Source organism: Variovorax sp. P1_G12 (genome assembly GCF_056405555.1).
This window is the reverse complement of sequence record NZ_JBFUBW010000001.1, coordinates 1-18,575: the sequence shown is the minus strand read 5'-3', so window position 1 is coordinate 18,575 and position 18,575 is coordinate 1. Positions and strand designations below refer to the sequence as shown.

18 protein-coding genes are annotated in these 18,575 nt (G+C 68.2%); 4 read left to right on the top strand and 14 right to left on the bottom strand.

Annotation, left to right across the window (positions count from 1 at the left end):
- Positions 1-2: 2 nt before the first annotated feature.
- The 4 genes from gnd to AC1D2O_RS00075 form a co-directional block, all read right to left on the bottom strand.
- Complete coding sequence (gnd, locus tag AC1D2O_RS00090; RefSeq protein WP_478090891.1) at positions 3-1,022, bottom strand: phosphogluconate dehydrogenase (NAD(+)-dependent, decarboxylating); 1,020 nt, start codon at positions 1,020-1,022, stop codon at positions 3-5.
- A gap of 138 nt (positions 1,023-1,160) precedes the next feature.
- Positions 1,161-2,582, bottom strand: a complete 1,422-nt coding sequence (locus AC1D2O_RS00085; protein ID WP_478155879.1) for a trypsin-like peptidase domain-containing protein — start codon at positions 2,580-2,582, stop codon at positions 1,161-1,163.
- A 16-nt stretch (positions 2,583-2,598) separates the two neighbouring features.
- Positions 2,599-3,120 (bottom strand): universal stress protein, encoded by a 522-nt coding sequence (locus tag AC1D2O_RS00080; RefSeq protein ID WP_478094303.1) that lies wholly within the window; start codon positions 3,118-3,120, stop codon positions 2,599-2,601.
- Between the two features lie 174 nt (positions 3,121-3,294).
- A complete protein-coding gene (locus AC1D2O_RS00075) occupies positions 3,295-4,167 on the bottom strand; it encodes a hypothetical protein (RefSeq protein WP_478094301.1) in 873 nt (290 codons plus the stop codon).
- 290 nt (positions 4,168-4,457) lie between these two features.
- Here AC1D2O_RS00075 and AC1D2O_RS00070 point away from each other — a divergent pair, with 290 nt between their 5' ends.
- Positions 4,458-5,882: an ISNCY family transposase gene (locus tag AC1D2O_RS00070; protein ID WP_478155878.1), complete on the top strand. Its 1,425-nt coding sequence runs from the start codon at positions 4,458-4,460 to the stop codon at positions 5,880-5,882.
- 266 nt (positions 5,883-6,148) lie between these two features.
- On the opposite strand, the gene AC1D2O_RS00065 is transcribed toward AC1D2O_RS00070, so the two are convergent.
- From AC1D2O_RS00065 to mltG, 6 genes are all read right to left on the bottom strand, one after another.
- The gene (locus AC1D2O_RS00065; protein ID WP_478090635.1) at positions 6,149-6,811 is read right to left on the bottom strand and encodes an ankyrin repeat domain-containing protein; all 663 of its coding nucleotides are present in this window, start codon (positions 6,809-6,811) and stop codon (positions 6,149-6,151) included.
- Complete coding sequence (locus tag AC1D2O_RS00060) at positions 6,808-7,614, bottom strand: TatD family hydrolase (RefSeq protein WP_478090634.1); 807 nt, start codon at positions 7,612-7,614, stop codon at positions 6,808-6,810. The genes AC1D2O_RS00065 and AC1D2O_RS00060 overlap by 4 nt, the downstream gene beginning before the upstream one ends.
- 82 nt (positions 7,615-7,696) lie before the next feature.
- Complete coding sequence (locus tag AC1D2O_RS00055; protein WP_478090633.1) at positions 7,697-8,071, bottom strand: PilZ domain-containing protein; 375 nt, start codon at positions 8,069-8,071, stop codon at positions 7,697-7,699.
- Positions 8,068-9,087 carry a DNA polymerase III subunit delta' gene (locus AC1D2O_RS00050; RefSeq protein ID WP_478090632.1) on the bottom strand — a complete coding sequence of 340 codons (1,020 nt, stop codon included), beginning with the start codon at positions 9,085-9,087 and terminating at the stop codon, positions 8,068-8,070. Before AC1D2O_RS00050 ends, AC1D2O_RS00055 begins: the two co-directional genes overlap by 4 nt.
- A complete protein-coding gene (tmk, locus tag AC1D2O_RS00045) occupies positions 9,084-9,716 on the bottom strand; it encodes a dTMP kinase (protein WP_478090631.1) in 633 nt (210 codons plus the stop codon). The genes AC1D2O_RS00050 and tmk overlap by 4 nt, the downstream gene beginning before the upstream one ends.
- Positions 9,713-10,732, bottom strand: a complete 1,020-nt coding sequence (gene mltG, locus AC1D2O_RS00040) for an endolytic transglycosylase MltG (RefSeq protein ID WP_478090630.1) — start codon at positions 10,730-10,732, stop codon at positions 9,713-9,715. The genes tmk and mltG overlap by 4 nt, the downstream gene beginning before the upstream one ends.
- An 82-nt stretch (positions 10,733-10,814) precedes the next feature.
- Here mltG and ygfZ point away from each other — a divergent pair, with 82 nt between their 5' ends.
- The 3 genes from ygfZ to AC1D2O_RS00025 all read left to right on the top strand — a co-directional run bounded on the left by ygfZ (position 10,815) and on the right by AC1D2O_RS00025 (position 13,673).
- The gene (gene ygfZ / locus AC1D2O_RS00035; RefSeq protein WP_478090629.1) at positions 10,815-11,738 is read left to right on the top strand and encodes a CAF17-like 4Fe-4S cluster assembly/insertion protein YgfZ; all 924 of its coding nucleotides are present in this window, start codon (positions 10,815-10,817) and stop codon (positions 11,736-11,738) included.
- 186 nt (positions 11,739-11,924) lie between these two features.
- Complete coding sequence (locus AC1D2O_RS00030) at positions 11,925-12,584, top strand: peroxiredoxin (RefSeq protein ID WP_478090628.1); 660 nt, start codon at positions 11,925-11,927, stop codon at positions 12,582-12,584.
- 48 nt (positions 12,585-12,632) lie between these two features.
- Positions 12,633-13,673, top strand: coding sequence for an MBL fold metallo-hydrolase (locus tag AC1D2O_RS00025; protein WP_478090627.1), 1,041 nt, complete (start codon positions 12,633-12,635; stop codon positions 13,671-13,673).
- Positions 13,674-13,698: 25 nt separating this feature from the next.
- Here AC1D2O_RS00025 and AC1D2O_RS00020 read toward each other — a convergent pair whose 3' ends face one another.
- The 4 genes from AC1D2O_RS00020 to AC1D2O_RS00005 all read right to left on the bottom strand — a co-directional run bounded on the left by AC1D2O_RS00020 (position 13,699) and on the right by AC1D2O_RS00005 (position 18,094).
- Positions 13,699-13,914 carry a YbdD/YjiX family protein gene (locus tag AC1D2O_RS00020; RefSeq protein WP_478090626.1) on the bottom strand — a complete coding sequence of 72 codons (216 nt, stop codon included), beginning with the start codon at positions 13,912-13,914 and terminating at the stop codon, positions 13,699-13,701.
- Positions 13,911-15,977 (bottom strand): carbon starvation CstA family protein, encoded by a 2,067-nt coding sequence (locus tag AC1D2O_RS00015; protein WP_478155876.1) that lies wholly within the window; start codon positions 15,975-15,977, stop codon positions 13,911-13,913. The genes AC1D2O_RS00020 and AC1D2O_RS00015 overlap by 4 nt, the downstream gene beginning before the upstream one ends.
- 120 nt (positions 15,978-16,097) lie before the next feature.
- Positions 16,098-16,736 (bottom strand): response regulator, encoded by a 639-nt coding sequence (locus tag AC1D2O_RS00010; protein WP_478155874.1) that lies wholly within the window; start codon positions 16,734-16,736, stop codon positions 16,098-16,100.
- The gene (locus tag AC1D2O_RS00005; RefSeq protein WP_478093191.1) at positions 16,733-18,094 is read right to left on the bottom strand and encodes a cache domain-containing protein; all 1,362 of its coding nucleotides are present in this window, start codon (positions 18,092-18,094) and stop codon (positions 16,733-16,735) included. Before AC1D2O_RS00005 ends, AC1D2O_RS00010 begins: the two co-directional genes overlap by 4 nt.
- Positions 18,095-18,575 lie beyond the last annotated feature (481 nt).

Sequence of the window (18,575 nt, the reverse complement as noted above, 5' to 3'; positions counted from 1 at the left end):
ATTCACGGCCCGCCGGGCTTTTCCAGATGGCCGCCGAACTGGAATCGCATCGCCGACAGCAGCTTGTTCTGGAAGTCGGCCTCGCCGCGCGAGGAGAAGCGCTCGTACAGCGCCGCGGTGAGCACCGGTGACGGAACGGCTTCGTCGATCGCTGCCTTGAGGGTCCAGCGGCCTTCGCCCGAATCGGAAACCCGGCCGGCGAACTTCGCGAGCGCCGGATCCTCGACCAGCGCGGTGGCCGTCAGGTCGAGCAGCCAGGAGGCAATGACGCTGCCGCGGCGCCAGACCTCGGCGATGTCGGGCAGCGCGAGATCGTACCGGTAGCGCTCGGGGTGGCGCAGCGGCGTGGTCTCGGCATCGACGTCGTGCTGCTGGCTGCCGATGTTGGCGGCCTTCAAGATGCCCATGCCTTCGGCGTAGGCGGCCATGATGCCGTACTCGATGCCGTTGTGGACCATCTTCACGAAATGGCCGGCACCGCTCTCGCCGCATCGCAGGTAGCCGTTCTCGGCAGTGCCGGCCGCCTTGTCCCGGCCGGGGGTGCGCTCGATGGTGCCGATGCCGGGCGCCAGGGTCTTGAAGATCGGATCGAGCCGCTCGACGGTCGCCCGCGGACCTCCGATCATCATGCAGTAGCCGCGCTCGAGTCCCCAGACGCCGCCGCTGGTGCCGACGTCGACGTAGTCGATCTTCCTTGCTGCCAGCTCGCTGGCCCGGCGAATGTCGTCCACGTAGTAGGAGTTGCCGCCGTCGATCAGCGTGTCGCCGGCGTCGAGGTGCGGCAACAGGTCGGCAATGGCCTGGTCGACCACCGCCGCCGGCACCATGAGCCAGATGGCACGCGGCCTCTCGAGCCTGGCGGCCAGGTCGGCCAGCGACGAGGCGCCGGTGGCGCCTTCCTCCGCGAGCGCACGGACCGCGTGGTCCGAACGGTCGAACACCGTGCACCGATGGCCATTCCCGAGCAGACGGCGAACCATGTTCGAGCCCATGCGGCCGAGACCGATCATTCCGAGTTGCATGCTGATGTCCTTGTGGTTCGACGACTGGTGGGTCCAAAGAGATCGACGCGGCGAGCAGCCCCCTGCAGCCGCATGCGGCGGCCGCCTGCGCGATCATGCGCTTTTCGACCGGCAATCGTGAAGGGCAGGCCGCGCGCCTCAATCCGGAAGCGCGACCGGAACATAGGCCCAGCGGCGATCGCGTACCACCAGCAGCGCGACGGTCCGACCCGGGGGCAGATGCTCGAGCGCCCGCCTGAAGTCCTCGACACGTTCGAGCCGCGTGTTGTTGATGGCGACGATGAGATCGCCCGGGCGAATGCCCTCGCTGCGTGCCAGCCCGGCGGACTCGCGGACCATCAGGCCGCCGTCGCTGCCCAGTTGCAGTTGCACCCGCTGTAGCGGCGACAGCTCGCCCAGGCGCAGGCCGAGGCCGTCGCCCCAGGCCGCTGCAAGCGGGATGCCCAGGGTCCGCCGCGGCGCAGGCTGCTCGGAGAGCGTCACCCTGAGCGACTGCCGGGTTCCTGCTCGCCATACGTCCAGCTGCCGGCGGGTTCCGGGCGGGAGATCGGCAACGCGTTGCACCAATTCGGTGAAGCGCGAGACCGCGACGCCGTCGAACGCCGTGACGATGTCTCCGCGCACCAGACCCGCGGCCTGGGCCGGACCGTCGGCATCGACCCGGACCACAAGGGCACCCTTTGCCTCCGGCAAGCCGAAGGAACGGGCCAGTGCGGGCGTCACCTCCTGGAGTTCGGCGCCGAGCCGGGCCCGGCGGACGCGGCCGGTGGCCCTCAGCTGCCCGGCAATCTTCATCGCCAGGTTGATCGGCACGGAAAAGGACAGCCCCATGTAGCCGCCGCTGCCGCTGTAGATCAACGAATTGATCGCGACCACTTCGCCGCGGCTGTTGAACAGCGGGCTGCCGGAACTGCCGGGATTGATCGCAACGTCGCTCTGGATGAAGGGAATCTCACCGGCGCCGCCGATGAGGCGGTCCACCGCGCTGACGACACCGGTCGTGACGCTGCCATGAAAACCGAACGGTGCGCCGATCGCGGCCACCCAATCGCCCGGTGCCAGCTGCGACGAATCGCCGATGACAGCGACGGGCAGGCCGGTGGCCTCGATCTTCACCAGCGCGACGTCCGTGCGTCGATCGGCTCCGACCACCCGGGCCTGGAAGCGGCGCCCATCGTGCAGCCGGATGGTGGCCTCGTCGATGTCCGCGACCACGTGTGCGCTGGTGAGGATCAAGCCGTCGCTCGTGAGGATGACGCCCGAGGCGACGTCCCTGATCTGGCTGACCTGCACGCTCGCGGGCAGCGACCAGGGCAGGCGGTCCGCGAAGTCGAGCTCCGACGCGATCTCGAGTTCGAGTCCTTCGCGGCTCTCGTCGCGGCCGACACGCAGCGTGTTGATGTCGACCACCATCGCGGTGCGACTCGCCACCAGCGAGGAAAACGCAGGCGCGGGCGAGCCCGAAGCATCGAAGGCGGGCAGCCGCGCGGCACCGCCGGCGCAGGCATTCAGCAGGCAGGCGAATGCGAGGGCCAGGACGAGGCGAGGGCGCCGAGTCATGGCTCTCACCCCCCGCTCACTCGGGCGCCAGGGCGGCCGATGGCGGGCTGAGGCTCGCGGCGGCCTCTTTGGCTTCGACCCCGGCTTCGACTGCAGGCGCGCGCACCAGCAACACGGGCACGGTCGCATGGCGCAGGATGTGCTCGGCGCTGCTTCCCAGCACCAGGCGGCCGACGCCACGCCGCCCGTGGGTGCCGAGGACGATCAGGTCGGCCGCCCACTTGACGGCTTCGGCAATGACGGTCTCGTCCACCGGCGCGGAGAACCTGTCGCACAGCACGGTGTCGGCCTCGATGCCGGCCGCCTGCGCGGTGGCCTTGGCCTGTTCGAGAATGCGGTGGCCGTTGTCTCGCAGTACGCCGAGCCAGTCGCCGGCATGGCCGGCATAGGCGTCCATCGAGAGGGCGAACGAGAGCTCGTCGATGACATGGCACAGCCGCAACCGCGCGTGTGTGAGCCTGGCGAGCTGGATGGCCTCGTCCAGCCCGCGACCGGAGGTCGGACTGCCGTCGACGGGAACAAGAATTCGCTCATACATGACAGGCTCCTTCGGCGTACGGGTAGGGGAGACCAGTATCCAAGTGAGGGTGCGCCGGACCTTGATCTGGCGCAAGTCGATCGCAGAAGACCACGGCGAAGCTCCGGGCATGGCCCGCGGCTTGCGCTTCGCCGGCGTGTCCGCAGGGCAGCTCCTGCGGACCCGGTCGCCTGGCTAGCGGTTCACGCGCGCGCCGGTGGCCACGTCGGTGACCGAGCCGTCGACCAGGCTGATCCGATAGATCTCCCGCGTCACGTTGCCGGCGAAGGCCAGTTCCACGATCGACACGTCGCGCAAGGTCGTGTCGATGCCGTTGGGCAGGAGCCCGTTCATCTGCTCGGCGACCTGCTTCATCGACGACTGCAGCGCGGGCGTGAACGGCGTCATGCTGTAGACGAGCGTGTTGTGGGGGTTGTGGGCCCGCAGTTCCTTGCCGTCCTTCACGACGTTGACGCCGCTCACGCCCACGGTTCTGACGAGTTCCCGACCAGGCTCCGCCATCTTTGCGAAGACCGGGCCCGTCACGCGCGGCAGCGGGCCATCGCGCAGCGGCGCCACGGCCGCGGTGACGCGGGTGTTGAACGCCATCATGTCCTCGAATCCTTGCCCGTTTTTCACGATGCCGAGATCGAGCCACCATGGACGGCCCGCATCCTTGGCCGCCTCGGTCGTGTAGAAGGTCTTGAGTGTCAGCTGGATGGGCGCTGGCGGCTTCGGCAGCGCCTTGAGCATCTTCTGCGGCGTGGTCGGGTCGGCGCTGTGGATGTGCACCACGGTGACGTGCGGGAGGTTCGGGTTCTGGGCCTCGGCCTGCAGGCCCAGCCTCAGCAGGTCCTGTTTCAGAGGCGCGTTGATCTTTGCCTCGAGCACGTCCGTCACGTCCTTGGGCAGCCGGTAGACGACGCCGTAAGTCGCCTTGTGCGCCCGAAACTCGGCCTGGCCGAGCGCGCTGTTGTCGATCGCTGGCGTCGAGGAGCCGGGTGTTCCGCAGGCGGAAAGCAAGGAAGCGGCGAGAAAGCCGAAGGCCAGGGGTCGCAGGACGCGCATTGAAACTCCATTCATGAAAATCGGGAGGGGCAGAGGCAGGGGTTGTGCCGGCCCCGGTGCATATGACCGATGTCCATGCTACGAAGGAGTTGTGACAAATCTGGAGAGCCCGGGCGCACGTCGCTCAGGTGCTGCGCCCATCATTTAACATAATATACATTGTATAAATGAAAACTGTAGGAGCGATTTAGTAATGTCGCGTTCTAGCCGATTTCAAATGTCGCAAAGTCGCCCGACCCAGGTTCTGGGCTTGGGGTACGGCCATGGCGAAACCTGCGGCGACGATCACGATGACGATGCGCGAAGCAGACCGCCTCAAGACGATCCAGGCCGTGATGGACCGGGTGCTGCGCGTCGGCCAGGCCGCGCAGCGGCTGGGCATCAGCCGACGACAGGTTGAGCGCATCGTTCAGCGGTACGTCGCCGAAGGCGCTGCCGGCCTGGTGTCACGCAAGCGCGGTCGCCCCAGCAACCACCAGTTGGCGCCCGGAGCTGCAGAGCGCGCGATCACATTGATCCGGGAGCGCTACGCGGACTTCGGCCCCACCTTGCCGAGCGAGAAGCTTCTCGAGTGTCATGGGCTGGCCGTTGGCAAAGACACGGTTCGTCTGCTCATGACCGCTGCTGGCCTGTGGACGCCGCGCAAGCAGCGGGCCGCAAAGGTGCACCAGCCGCGCAATCGCCGCGCTTGCCTCGGCGAGTTGATCCAGATTGATGGCAGCGACCACGCCTGGTTCGAGGAGCGAGCGCCGGCCTGCACACTGCTGGTGTTCATCGACGACGCCACCAGCCGGTTGATGCAGCTGCGCTTCGTGCCCACGGAATCGAGCTTTGCCTACTTCGAGGCAACCCGCGGCTACCTGGAGGCCCACGGCAAGCCTGTGGCGTTCTACAGCGACAAGGCGAGCATCTTTCGGCCGGTGACCAAGCCGGAGTTCAGCGAGCGTGGCGTCACCCAGTTCGGGCGTGCCTTGTACGAGTTGAACATCGACATCATGTGCGCCAACACCAGCCAGGCCAAGGGCAGGGTTGAACGCGCCAACCAGACCTTGCAGGACAGGCTGGTCAAGGAGCTGCGGCTGCGCGGCATCAGCACGCTCGAGGCAGGCAACGCATTTGCGCCGCACTTCATCGCCGACTTCAACGGCCGGTTCGCCAAGCCACCGCGGCGCGACTTCGATGCGCACCGCCCGCTGCGCGCGGACGAGGACCTGGACCTCACCTTCACGTGGCGCGAGCAGCGCAAGGTGTCGCTGTCGCTGACGTTGAACTATGCGCGCGAGATCTACATGCTGGCGGACACGACAGGCAACCGGAGGCTGATCCAGCGATACATCGATGTGTACGAGTATCCCGACGGGCGCATCCAGGTGCGTGCGGGCGGTCGCGCCCTACCCTATGTGCGCTACGACAAGCTGCCACAGATCGACATTGCGGCCGTCGTGGAGAACAAGCGTTTGAGCCATGCCTTGCGTGCGGCACAAGCTGTTCAGGAGCGGCGAGACGACCGCCGCTGCGCGCCATCTCGAACGAATCAGGGCCAGCTTCCGCGACCCAGGAAGGCAGCACCGGGAGTCGCGCATTCCCGGCAGTTCAACGTCGAAGAATTCGAGCAGGCATTGCGCAAGGCTTGTAAATCAACGACCCCCTCGCCCAGCGCTTCGAACTCAAAGGCGCGTCAACGTCCTCCGAAAGCAGTTCATTCAACTCGTTAAACCCGACCGATCGCTCCGGCCTTCGGCTGACAAGGACGTGTGGTGCAGAGGCAAGGCGGTCACTGCGTTCGCTGGAGTCCTTCAAGAAAGAAGAAATGCGACATTTCAACTTCGCTGGCGCTGCGACATTTGAAAGCAGCGTTGACAAAAACGGGTGGACTGCAGGCCTACGAAATCAACGGCCGCTGGTTGCAAGCCGTGACGCGTTGAATGTGAACCTGGGCGTCAGCCGCGCGATGCCGGGGACATCATCCGGACCCGCCGGCTCACCACTTCCCGTCAGCCGGCCGCTTCGGCTTCGCAGCTGCGCCCAGCAGCTGGACCGCGTCGGGCCGCTTGCCGCGCTCGGCGAAATCGGCGGCCGTCATGCCTTGCTCGTTCTTCATCGAGACGTCGGCGCCTTCGTCGAGCAGCAACTGGACCGCTGCAGCGGATCCGTACATCGCGGCCATCATCAATGGCGTGGTGCCGTTGGGCGACTGCGCGTTGATGAAGGCGTCCTTGTCCAGCAACTGCTTCATGATCGCGACCTGGCCGCTCGTGGACGCGTAATGCAGCGGCGTCCAGCCAGGCTTGTTGATGTCGGCGTCGCGCGCGATCAGCTTGGTCACGAGTTCCTGCTGGCCCTTGATCGCGGCCAGCATCAGCGGGCTCTCGTCCTTGGCATTGCGGGCCTCGATGTTGGTCTTGGGGAAATCGATCAGCACATCGATCACCTTCGGCGAGGGTTCCCGTATCGCGATCAGCAGCGCCGTCTGCCCCTTGTCATCGCGCGTGTTGGGATCGAACCCCTTGGTCAGCAGGCTCTTGATGCCGCTGACGTTGTCCGCCCGGGCGGCCCGAAAGAAGTCGTCGGAATCTGTTGCCTGTGCCGAAAAAGATGCTGCAAAAACAGCAAGATATAGAAGTTTTTTAAAGTGATTTCTCATGTCTTGGCCCCGCTGAACAGGGTCTCGAAATTGTCGCTCGTGGCCTTCGCGATCACCTCGACGGGCAGCTGGCGCAACTGTGCGATCTGCTGCGCCACGAAGGGCACGTAAGACGGATTGTTGGTCTTCCCGCGGTACGGCACCGGGGCCAGGTACGGGCTGTCGGTCTCGATCAGCATCCGGTCGAGCGGCACGAAGGCGGCGACGTCGCGCAGATCCTGCGCCTTCTTGAAGGTCAGGATGCCCGAGAACGAAATGTAGAAGCCGAGGTCGAGCGCGGCGCGCGCCACCTCGGCAGTCTCGGTGAAGCAATGGAACACGCCGCCGGCCGCCCGGCTCCCGCCCTCCTCGCCCTCCTCCTTCAGGATCGCCAGTGTGTCGGCCGAGGCTTCGCGGGTGTGGATCACCAGCGGCTTGCGCGTTTGTTGCGCGGCCCGGATGTGGACCCGGAAGCGGTCACGCTGCCATTCGAGGTCGGCAATGCTGCGGCCGCCCTTGCGCTCTTCCATCTGGTAGTAGTCGAGCCCGGTCTCGCCGATGGCGATCACCTTGGGCAGCGCGGCGCGCCGCACCAGGTCCTCGACCGTAGGCTCGGCGATGTCCTCGTTGTCCGGATGCACGCCGACGCTGGCCCAGAAGTTGTCGTGGCGCTCGGCCAGGGCCTGGACCTCGGGGAATTCCTCCAGCGTGGTGCAGATGCACAGCGCCCGGTCGACCTGCGCGGCCGCCATCGCGGCGCGGATCTGCGGCATCTGGTCCGCGAACTCGGGAAAGGTCAGGTGGCAGTGGGAATCGGTGAACATCGCAGGATCGGCTTGGGCGTCGGCAGCCCCGGAATGGCGCGGCCGCCGCAGCGACCGCGGCTTCGCGTCATGGGGGCCGGACTCAGATGGTCTGGGTCGGGCGGTCGGAGGCCAGGGTGGCGCCCAGCGCCTCTTCGATGCGCGCCTTGAGCTGGCGCGACTTCTCGTCGGAGGGAAAACGGATGCCGACGCCCGGTGCGCGGTTGCCCGCGGCACGCGCCGGCGTGATCCACGCGACCTTGCCGGCCACCGGATAGCGCTGCGGATCTTCGGGCAGCGTCAGCAGCACATAGACGTCGTCGCCCAGCCGGTACTCGCGCGAGGTCGGAATGAAGATCCCGCCTTCGGCGAACAGCGGGATGTACGCCGCATACAGCGCGCCCTTTTCCTTGATCGCCAACTGGATGACGCTGGGCCGGACGGGGGCGGAGGGGGAAGGAGCGGCAGGTGTGTTCATGGGCGGCGGCGTGCCGAGTTTAGGGTGGTTCTCGCCTCGCTCACAAGCGCTTCCAGCATCAGGCCCGCATTGAACGGATGTTCTGCGGTTTTTGCCGCATTCGCGAGCGAGCGGGACCAGCGCGCCAGCGCGGCCCGGGGCGGTGCCGCGGGCAGGTCGGCGGGCTCGAAGAAGCGCGGTTCGGCACCGCAGTCCGTGGCCATCAGATCGTGGCAGAGTTTCTGCAGCGCGCCGATGGCCTGGGCCGGGGCATGGTCGGCCAGTGCGCCGACATCGCCGCGCGACATCGCCTTGGGCAGCAGGGCCCAGGCCTTGGGCGACTGGCCCTGGCCGGCCAGGCGCAGCGCGTCGCTGGGCCGGCCGCCGGCCGCGCGCAGCAGGCCGGGCGCATCGCCCGCGGGAACGCCCTGCCCGACCAGCCACTCCAGGGCCGCGTCACCCTCGGGCCAAGGCAGCGTGAAGCCGAGACAGCGGCTGCGGATGGTGGGCAGCAACTGCCACGCGGCCTCGCTGGCCAGCACGAAGCGCACGTCGCCGACCGGCTCCTCCAGCGTCTTCAGCAGCGCATTGGCCGTGATCAGGTTCATGCGCTCGGCCGGATAGACCAGCACCGCCTTGCCGAGTCCGCGCGCACTGGTGCGCTGGGCGAAGCCGATGGCGTCGCGCATCGCCTCGACGCGGATCTCGCGGCTGGGCTTGCGCTTCTTGTCGTCGATGTCGGCCTGCGACTTCTCGTCCAGCGGCCAGCCCAGGGCCTGCATCGCGACCTCGGGCATCAGCACCAGCAGGTCGGCGTGGGTGCGGACCTGGATCGCGTGGCAGCTCGGGCAATGGCCGCAGGCGCCGTGCGTCTTGGCCTCGTCGGGCTGCTCGCAGAGCCAGGTCGCCGCCAGCGACAGGCCCAGTTCGTACTGCCCGAGCCCCGAGGGGCCCTGCAGCAGCCAGGCATGGCCGCGCTGGCGCAGCAGTTCGGCCAGCGGCTGGCGCAGCCAGGGCTGGAGCGTATCCACCGTCATCGGGCGCGCCCCGCCAGCGCCGCTTCGACCTGCTGCCAGACCTGGTCGCGCGACTGGCCGGCATCGATACGCACGAAGCGGGGCGCACCGGCTGCGCGCTCGGCATAGCCGGCGGCGACGCGGCGGAAGAACTCGACCGGCTGCGACTCGAACTTGTCCGGCAGTCGGGCGCCGGCCAGGCGCTCGGCCGCGGTCTCGGGCGGGAGGTCGAACCACAGCGTGACGTCGGGTTGCAGCAGCGGGCTGGAAGCCTCACCCGGCGTGCCCTGCACCCAGTGCTCGAGCGCCGACAGCACGGCCGCATCGAAGCCGCGGCCCGCGCCCTGGTAGGCGAAGGTGGCGTCGGTGAAGCGGTCGCACAGCACGACGTCGCCGCGCGCCAGCGCCGGCTCGATCACGCGAACGATATGGTCGCGCCGCGCCGCGAACACCAGCAGCGACTCGGTCAACGCGTCCATCGGCTGCACAAGGATCAGTTCGCGCAGGGTTTCGGCGAGCGGCGTGCCCCCGGGTTCGCGCGTGCGCGTCACCTGGCGGCCCTGCGCCTTGAACAGCGCCTCGAGCGCGTCGAGGTGGCTCGACTTGCCGGCCCCGTCGATGCCTTCGAGGGTCAGGAAAAGCCCCTTCATTGCCCACTCCGCTGGTTGGGATCGCCGCCGCGCTGGTAGCGGTTCACGGCCCGGTTGTGCTCATCGAGCGAACGGCTGAACTGGCTCGTGCCATCGCCTCGGGAAACGAAATAGAGCGACTGGCTCTGCGCCGGTTGCACGGCCGCCAGCAGCGCGGCCTTGCCCGGCATCGCGATCGGCGTCGGCGGCAGGCCGTTGCGCGTGTAGGTGTTCCAGGGCGTGTCGGCCTGCAGGTCCTTCTTGCGAAGGTTGCCGTCGTAACGCGTGCCCAGGCCGTAAATGACGGTGGGATCGGTCTGCAACGGCATTCCGACGCGCAGCCGGTTGACGAAGACGGCCGCGATCTCGGCGCGGTCCTGGGCCTTGCCTGTCTCCTTTTCGACAATGCTGGCCAGGATCAGCGCCTCGTCGGGCGTCTTGAGCGGCAAGTCGGAGGCCCGGGCGGCCCAGGCGGCCTCGAGTTTCCTGTCCATGGCGCGCATGGCGCGCTGCAGCAGGGCGATGTCGGTCGAGCCCTTCGAGTAGGTGTAGGTGTCGGGGAAGAAGCGGCCCTCCGGGTGCTGGCCCGGCCGGCCCAGTGCAGCCATCAATTCCTCATCGCTGCGGCCGACGGTCTCGGGCTTGAGCTGTTCGGCCTTGGCCAAGGCCGCGCGCACCTGGCGGAAGTTCCAGCCCTCGACCAGCGCCAGGCTGCGTGTCGCCTCCTCGCCGCGCACCAGGATGTTGAGCAGCAGTCGCGGCGTGACACCCCGCTCCAGTTCGTAGCTGCCGGCGCGCATCTGCCGGTCCTGGCCCGAAAAGCGGAACCACAGGTAGAGCAGTTGGGGCGGCACGTCGACGCCCGCGTCGGCGACTGCCTGCGCGATGCCGCGCGGCGTGGTGCCCGGCTCGACCGACAGATCCACGCTGGGCGCGGGCAGCTTGAGCGGCTGGTTGACCCACCAGAGGCCTGCTGCGCCCGCGGCCAGGGCAACGAGGGAGGCCAGCAGAAAAAGAGTGAGAAAGAAGCGGCGCACGGATTCCGGGAAAGGAGGCGAACAGAGAAACGAGGTAGCCCTGCGGGCCAAACGGAACGAAGCAGGCCATGATAATTCAGCGATGACCTCTGTCGTTCTGAATGGCGTGACCGCCCTCTCCCACCTCGGTGTGATTCGAGCCGCTGGCCCCGATGCCGCGAATTTCCTGCATGGCCAGTTGACCCAGGATTTCGCCTTGCTCGACGCTTTCGAGGCCCGCCTGGCGGCGCTGTGCACCGCCAAGGGCCGGATGATCGCCAGCTTCGTCGGCATCCGGCCCGAGCCCGATCTGGTCCTGCTGGTGTGCAGCCGCGACATCCTCGCCGCGACCTTGAAGCGGCTGTCGATGTACGTGCTGCGCGCCAAGGCCAAGCTCAGCGACGTCAGCGATGAATTCGTCCTCTACGGCATGGCCGGAACCGCGCTGATCGCCAACGGCGTCGATGCCGGCGCGCCGCCGGGGCGCTCCAGCGCGGTCGGCGCCGCCCACGCGGTGACTCTCTACCCGTCCGACGGCGTTCCGCGCGCGCTGTGGATCGCACCGGCCGGCAGTGCCGCGCCCCAGGGCGCCGCGCTGGACCCGGCGCTCTGGTCCTGGAGCGAGGTGCGCAGCGGCATCGTGACGCTGAGCACGCCGGTGGTCGAAGCCTTCGTGCCGCAGATGCTCAACTACGAATCGGTGGGTGGCGTGAATTTCAAGAAGGGCTGCTATCCGGGCCAGGAAATCGTGGCGCGCAGCCAGTTCCGCGGCACCTTGAAGCGGCGCACCTACATCGTGCAGGCCAGCGACGAGGTGGCGGCCGGTGACGAAGTCTTCGCGGCCAACGATGCGGCGCAGCCGGTCGGCACCGTGGCCCAGGCCGCCCCGGCACCGGGCGGCGGATGGGCCGCGCTGATCTCGATCCAGATCGCCGCGGTCGACGCCGGCGGGCTGCATGCGCGGTCTGCCGATGGGCCGGCGCTCACGGTGGAGCCCCTGCCCTACGCGCTGCTGGAGGATATCTAGGGCCGGCACGAAGCACACGCAGGCGGCAGCCGTTCCTGCTGGCGGCGCCCGCCGCTCTTGGGGCCGGCGCGCTTGTCTCCTGCGCCCGAACGTGGTGTACTTTCCGTTGGTCCCGCGGCAGCAGAACGTTGGTCGCATCTTCGCCGGCCGCAGGCTTCTGTCGATGACCTCTCTCAAGGAGCGGACATGTCACTGCGTATCAACGATCTTTCACCCGACTTCACGGCCAACACCACCAAGGGGCCGATCAAGTTCCACGACTGGATCGGCGACAGCTGGGCGATCCTGTTTTCGCATCCCAAGGACTTCACGCCGGTGTGCACCACCGAACTCGGCTACATGGCGAAGATCGAGCCCGAGTTCACCAAGCGCAACACCAAGCTGATCGGCTTGAGTGTCGATCCGGTCGACGCCCACGACCGCTGGGCCAAGGACATTGAGGAGACCCAGGGCTACCTGCCCACGTACCCGATGATCGGCGACACCGACCTCGCCGTGGCCAAGCTCTACAACATGCTCCCGGCCGACGAGCCGGGCACCTCCGACGGCCGGACGGCGGCGACCAACGCCACGGTGCGCTCGGTGTTCGTGATCGGCCCCGACAAGCGCATCAAGCTGATGCTGACCTACCCGATGACCACGGGCCGCAACTTCGACGAGATCCTGCGCGTGCTCGATTCGATGCAGCTGACGGCCGCGCACAAGGTCGCCACGCCGGTCAACTGGAAGAACGGCGAGGACGTGATCATCGCCGGCTCGGTGTCGGACGATGACGCCAAGAAGCTGTTTCCCGACGGCTGGAAGTCGCCGAAGCCCTATCTGCGCGTCGTCAAGCAGCCGGGCTGATCCGAGCGCACCGCAAGCCGCCGAACCAACCGTCGCAGGACACGCCCCATGGTCTTCGCGCAGATTGCGACCGGCGGCTGCCAGTCCTACCTGGTCGGCTGCGACGAAACCTGCGCCGCCGCGCTGATCGATCCCGAGCTGAGCCAGATCGATCACTACATCGCCCTCGCCGCCCGTGACGGCGTGCGCATCCGCTACCTGATCGATACCCACACGCACGCCGACCACTTCTCGGCCACCCGTGAACTCGCGCGCCAACTGGGCGTGCCGGTCGTCATGCACCGGGCGAGCCCGGCGCCTTTCGTGGACATGCGGCTCGGCGACGGCGAAATGGTCGTGCTCGGCAAGCTGCGGCTGCAGGTACTTCACACGCCGGGGCACACGGCGGACTCGATGTGCCTGCTGGTGGGCGATCGCCTCTTCACCGGCGACACGCTGCTCATCGGTGCGACCGGCCGCACCGACCTCCCGAGCGGCGACCCGGAAGCGCTCTACGACAGCCTGTTCAACCGCGTGCTGCGGCTGGACCCGGCGCTCAAGGTGTGCCCGGCGCACGACTACAAGGGCCGCAGCCATTCGACGATCGCGGAGGAGCTCGCCTCCAACCCGCGGCTGCAGAAGCGCGAGCGCGGCGACTTCGTCGAGATGATGCGCAGCCTCAATCTCACGATGCCCACGCACATCACCGAAGCATTGCGCACCAACATGAGCGGCGGCAAGACGGTGGCGCGGCTGCTGGCCGAGGCCACGGCGGCCGTGCCCTTCATGTCGCTGGCCGAACTCAAGGGGCGCGTGGAGGCCGCCGAAGACGACCTCATCGTGCTCGACGTGCGCGAACGCGATGCCTATGAGGGCGGCCACATCCCGGGCGCCCGGCTGCTGCCGCGCGGACAGCTCGAACTGCGCGTCAACCAGGACCTGCCGGACCCGACGCGGCGCATCCTGAGCTGTTGCGAGCTGGGCTACATCTCGACGCTCGCCGCATCGACCCTGCGCCAGATGGGCTTCCTGCACACGGTCGCGCTCGATGGCGGCATGAAGGCCTGGCGCGAAGCCGGCTATCCGCTGAAGACCGGCCGGGAACCCTGAGCCGCGCGAAGCCGCGCGGTGTTCATCAGCAGCACCGTCCCTTGCCGCCGCCGTACCGCGCCTCCAGCCGCTCGCGGAAGAAGGCCTCGTAGCTCATCGGGGCCTGGTCCGGATGCGTGCGCTCCATGTGGCTCAGGTAGGTGTCGTAGTCCGGCAGGCCCACCATCAGGCGCAGCGACTGCGCCAGCGAGCGCGTCAGGTAGCGCCCGGTCTCGGCCAGGCTGGCGCCGGCGGCCCTCATGCGGCGGCCGACGGCACCATCGGTTCGAACGGCGTCTCGCGGGTGGTCGGGTGGTTGGCCCGGCGCGCGGCCAGCGCACTGCGCACGCTGTACACCAGCACGCTCAGCACCACGAAGATGAAGAGCGCGCACAGCCCGGCGTCGAGCCGGTCGTTGAAGACGATCCGGGCCATCGCCTCGGGCGTCTTCGCGGGAGCGATCAGCACGCCCTGCGCCAGGCCGTCGGCGTACTTCGAGGCATGGGCCAGGAAGCCCACCTTCGGGTCGGCCGAGAAGATCTTCTGCCAGCCCGCGGTCAGCGTGCAGATCAGCAGCCAGGCGGCCGGTGCCGCCGCCACCCAGGCATAGCGCTCGCGCTTCATGCGGAACAGCACCACGGTGCCGAGCATCAGCGCCACCGCGGCCAGCATCTGGTTGGAGATGCCGAACAGCGGCCACAGCGTGTTGATGCCGCCGAGCGGATCGACCACGCCCTGGTACAGGAAGTAGCCCCAGGCCGCGACGCACAGGAAGGTCGCGATCAGGTTGGCCGGCAGCGAGTCGGTGCGCTTGAGCGCCGGCACGAAACTGCCCATCAGGTCCTGCAGCATGAAGCGGCCGGCGCGGGTGCCTGCGTCCACTGCGGTCAGGATGAAGAGCGCCTCGAACAGGATCGCGAAGTGGTACCAGAAGGCCATCATCGCCTGGCCGCCGATCACCTGGTGCAGGATGTGCGCCATGCCGACCGCCAGGGTCGGGGCGCCGCCGGCGCGGCCGAGGATGGTGCTCTCGCCGACGTCCTTGGCGGTCTGCACGAGCATCTCGGGCGTGACGGCGAAGCCCCAACCCGAAATGGTCTGCGCCACTGCTTCGGGCGTGCTGCCGACCAGCGCGGCCGGGCTGTTCATCGCGAAGTAGACGCCCGGGTCGATGCAGGCGGCCGCCACCAGCGCCATCACGGCGACGAAGGATTCGGCCAGCATGCCGCCGTAGCCGATGAAGCGCGCGTGCAGCTCGTTGTCGAGCATCTTCGGCGTCGTGCCCGAGGAGATCAGCGCATGGAAGCCCGACACCGCGCCGCAGGCGATGGTGATGAACAGGAACGGGAACAGGTTGCCCGACCAGACCGGGCCGTTGCCCTGCGCGAACTGAGTCACGGCCGGCATCTGCAGGGTCGGCGCGACGAACACGATGCCGATCGCCAGCGCGATGATGGTGCCGATCTTGAGGAAGGTCGACAGATAGTCGCGCGGCGCCAGCAGCAGCCACACCGGCAGGCTGGCGGCGACGAAGCCGTAGCCGATCAGCATCCAGGTCAGGGCCTTGCCGTCGAAGGTGAACATCGGGCCCCAGGTCGGGCTCATGCTCACGGCCTGGCCGCCGAAGATCGCCGCCATCAGCAGCACGAAACCGATCACCGAGACCTCGCCGATGCGGCCCGGCCGGATGTAGCGCAGGTAGAGGCCCATGAAGACCGCGACCGGAATCGTTGCCGCCACGGTGAAGGTGCCCCACGGCGATTCGGCGAGCGCCTTGACCACGATCAGCGCCAGCACCGCGAGGATGATGATCATGATCATGAAGGTGCCGAACAGCGCGATCATGCCGGGCACGGTGCCCATCTCCTGCTTGATCAGGTCGCCCAGCGAACGGCCGTCGCGGCGGGTCGAGATGAACAGCACGATGAAGTCCTGCACCGCGCCCGCGAACACCACGCCGGCCAGGATCCACAAGAGCCCCGGCAGGTAGCCCATCTGCGCCGCGAGCACCGGGCCGACCAGCGGACCGGCGCCGGCGATGGCCGCGAAGTGGTGGCCGAACAGCACGTTCTTGTCGGTCGGCACGTAGTCCAGGCCGTCGTTGTGGCGGTGCGCCGGCGTTTTTCGACTGCCGTCCAGGCCGAGCACACGGGTGGCGATGAACAGGCTGTAGTAGCGGTAGGCGATCAGGTAGGTGCAGATCGCGGCGACCACGATCCAGAGCGCATTGATGGCTTCGCCGCGGGACAAGGCCACGGTGCCGAGCGCGAAGGCGCCGACCACGGCCACGACGAGCCACACCAGGTGGCGGCGGATGCTGTGCATTGGGAATGTCTCCGGAAAATGAACCCCCGGGAGTTTCGCGAGCCTGGGCCGCGCCTGCATCGGTTGCACCGCGCGAATCGGGTGCGTGGCACCACCTAAGGGATAACCCTAGGCGACCGATCAGCTGCTCTTGAATTCCCGGGCGTGTTCCACGGCGTACTTGATCAGGGCCGACTGGCCTTCGAGCCCGAGCCGCCGCTTGATGCTCTGCCGATGCGCCTCGACCGTGCGCACGCTGAGGCCGAGGTCGCGCGCGATCTGCTTGCTCGAGTCGCCGCGGCCGAGCGCCGACAGGATCTCGCTCTCGCGCGGCGTCAGCAGCGGCCGCGGCTGCTGGTTGGCGAAGAGCCGCTGCGACACCGCCGAACTGAGGAACGTGCCGCCGGCCGCGACCGCCTCGATCGCGGCGACGATCTCCGCCGCCGGCGCGTCCTTGAGCACGTAGCCCCGGGCACCCGCCTGCAGCGCCTGTTGCACGTACTCGGGGTTGTCGTACATGCTGAGCATCAGCACCCGCACGTCGGGCTGGCGATCGTGCAAGAGCGATGCCAGCTCGATGCCGCTCATGCCCTTCAGGCCGACGTCGGCCAGCACCAGGTCCGGCCGGGCGTCGGCGATGCCTGCCAGCGCTTCGGCGGCGCCGCCGGCCTCGCCGACGATCTCGAGTCCCGGCAGCGGACCGAGCCGGGCCCGCAGGCCGTCGCGCACCAGCGGATGGTCATCGACCAGGAACAGGCGGATCACCGCGCAGGCCGTCATGCGCCCTCCCCCGCGATCACCGGCACCTCGGCCAGGATCGAGGTGCCGTCACGGTCGGAGCGCACGCCCAGCGAGCCGCCGATGGCGGCCACGCGCTCGCGCATGTTGCGCAGGCCGATGCCGCGCTGAGGATCGAGCTCGAGCGCGGCCTCGTCGAAACCTGTGCCGTCGTCGCTGACCTCGAGCTGCACGGCCTTGCCCTCGAAGGCCAGCACGATGCCCACCTGCTGCGCCCGCGCGTGCTTGCGCACATTGGTCAGCGCCTCCTGCGCGACGCGGAACAGCGCGGTCTTCACTTCCTGCGGCAATTCGCGTGGTCGTCCCTGCACCGTGACCGAGGCGGCGACGCCGCCCTCCTCGCCGAACTCGGCGCCCAGCCGTTCGAGCGCAGCCGGCAGGCCCAGCGTGTCGAGCAAGGCCGGCCGCAGCCGGTGCGAGATACGCCGCACTTCCACCAGGGATTCATTGAGCCGCTGCAAGGCCTTGCCCAGCGTCGGCGGCACCTGCTGGCGCGCGCGTTCGAGCGCATCGACCGCGGATTCGATCATCAATTTGGCCGACACCAATGTCTGGCTGGTGCCGTCGTGGAGCTCGCGCGCCAGGTGGGCGCGTTCGTCCTCCTGCGATTGCACGACCTGGCGCGCCAGGAGCCGCAACCGGGCCTCGGCGATGCGGTGCTCGCTGAGGTTCAGCAGCAGCCCGGCGGCGCTGACCACGGCCAGGCACAACGCGGCGATGCCGGCGATCCAGAGCATGGTGGTCGTGACGTTGGTGTTCATCTGCCGGTCGAGCGTCTGCATCGCGACGTCGATGTCGTCGAGGTAGAGGCCGGTGCCGACCATCCAGTTCCAGCGCGGCAACGCGGTCACATAGCCGAGCTTGGGCGCCAGCTGGGCGCTGGAGGGTTTGCGCCACTGGTACTCGACATAGCCGCCGCCTTCGCGCGCCTGCGCGATCAGCTCCTGGATGGTGGGGCGGCCCTGGGAATCGTGAAGCTCCCACAGCGACTGGCCGACCAGCTCGGGCTGGCGCGAATGCATCAGCGAGCGGCCCTGCAGGTCGTAGACGAAGAAATAGCCGTCGTTGCCGTAGTCGAGCGCGGCCAGGCGGCGCAGGGCCTCTGCGCGGGTGGCCTCGTCGTCAAGGCCGGCGTCGTACAGCGGCCGCACGGTGCTCACGGCCAGGTCGACGTAGCTGCGCAGTTCGCTGCGGCGCTGCGTCATGTAGGTCTTCTCGATCAGCGCCCGCTCGCGCTGCGCCAGGTCGCGCTCCTGGTGGCGCACCGCGAAGGCCACCAGCATCAGCGCGACCAGCAACGGCGCCACCGCGAGGGCGACGATCTTGGTCCTCAGGTTCATGGGGCGGCAAGACTAACATTTGCTGTGCGGGTAGGTCCGTCTGTTGGGGCCGCCCGGCACGCGGTACGGGCCGAACGACCCCACTGCGCCGGCCCTTCGGGCTGCCTTGCGGTGCTCGCTTCAGGCGGGGTCCGCGCAAACTCGCTGCGCTCAAACACGCGCGGCCCTTGGCCGCCTGAAGCTGCGCTCCTCAGCGGCGCAGAGGGGATCTCCCGTCCCGCACCGCATGCCGGGCTTCGGGGGGGTCAACGGCCAGCTACGTCTCCAACGTTCAGTGCAACCCCAACCTGTCCACGGCGGTGGGCGGTAGGCCTCGGGCCGGCCGTTGAGGCACCGCCGAGCAGCGCAGCGGTGCGCGGATCAGGGCTCGCGACTGTTTGAGTGGAGCGCAGCGGAGCGAGTTTGAGCGAGACCCCGCGTACCGTGAGCAGCGCAGGGCAGCCGCGAAGCGGCCGGTGACGTCGGCCGGCCCGGGGCCTAC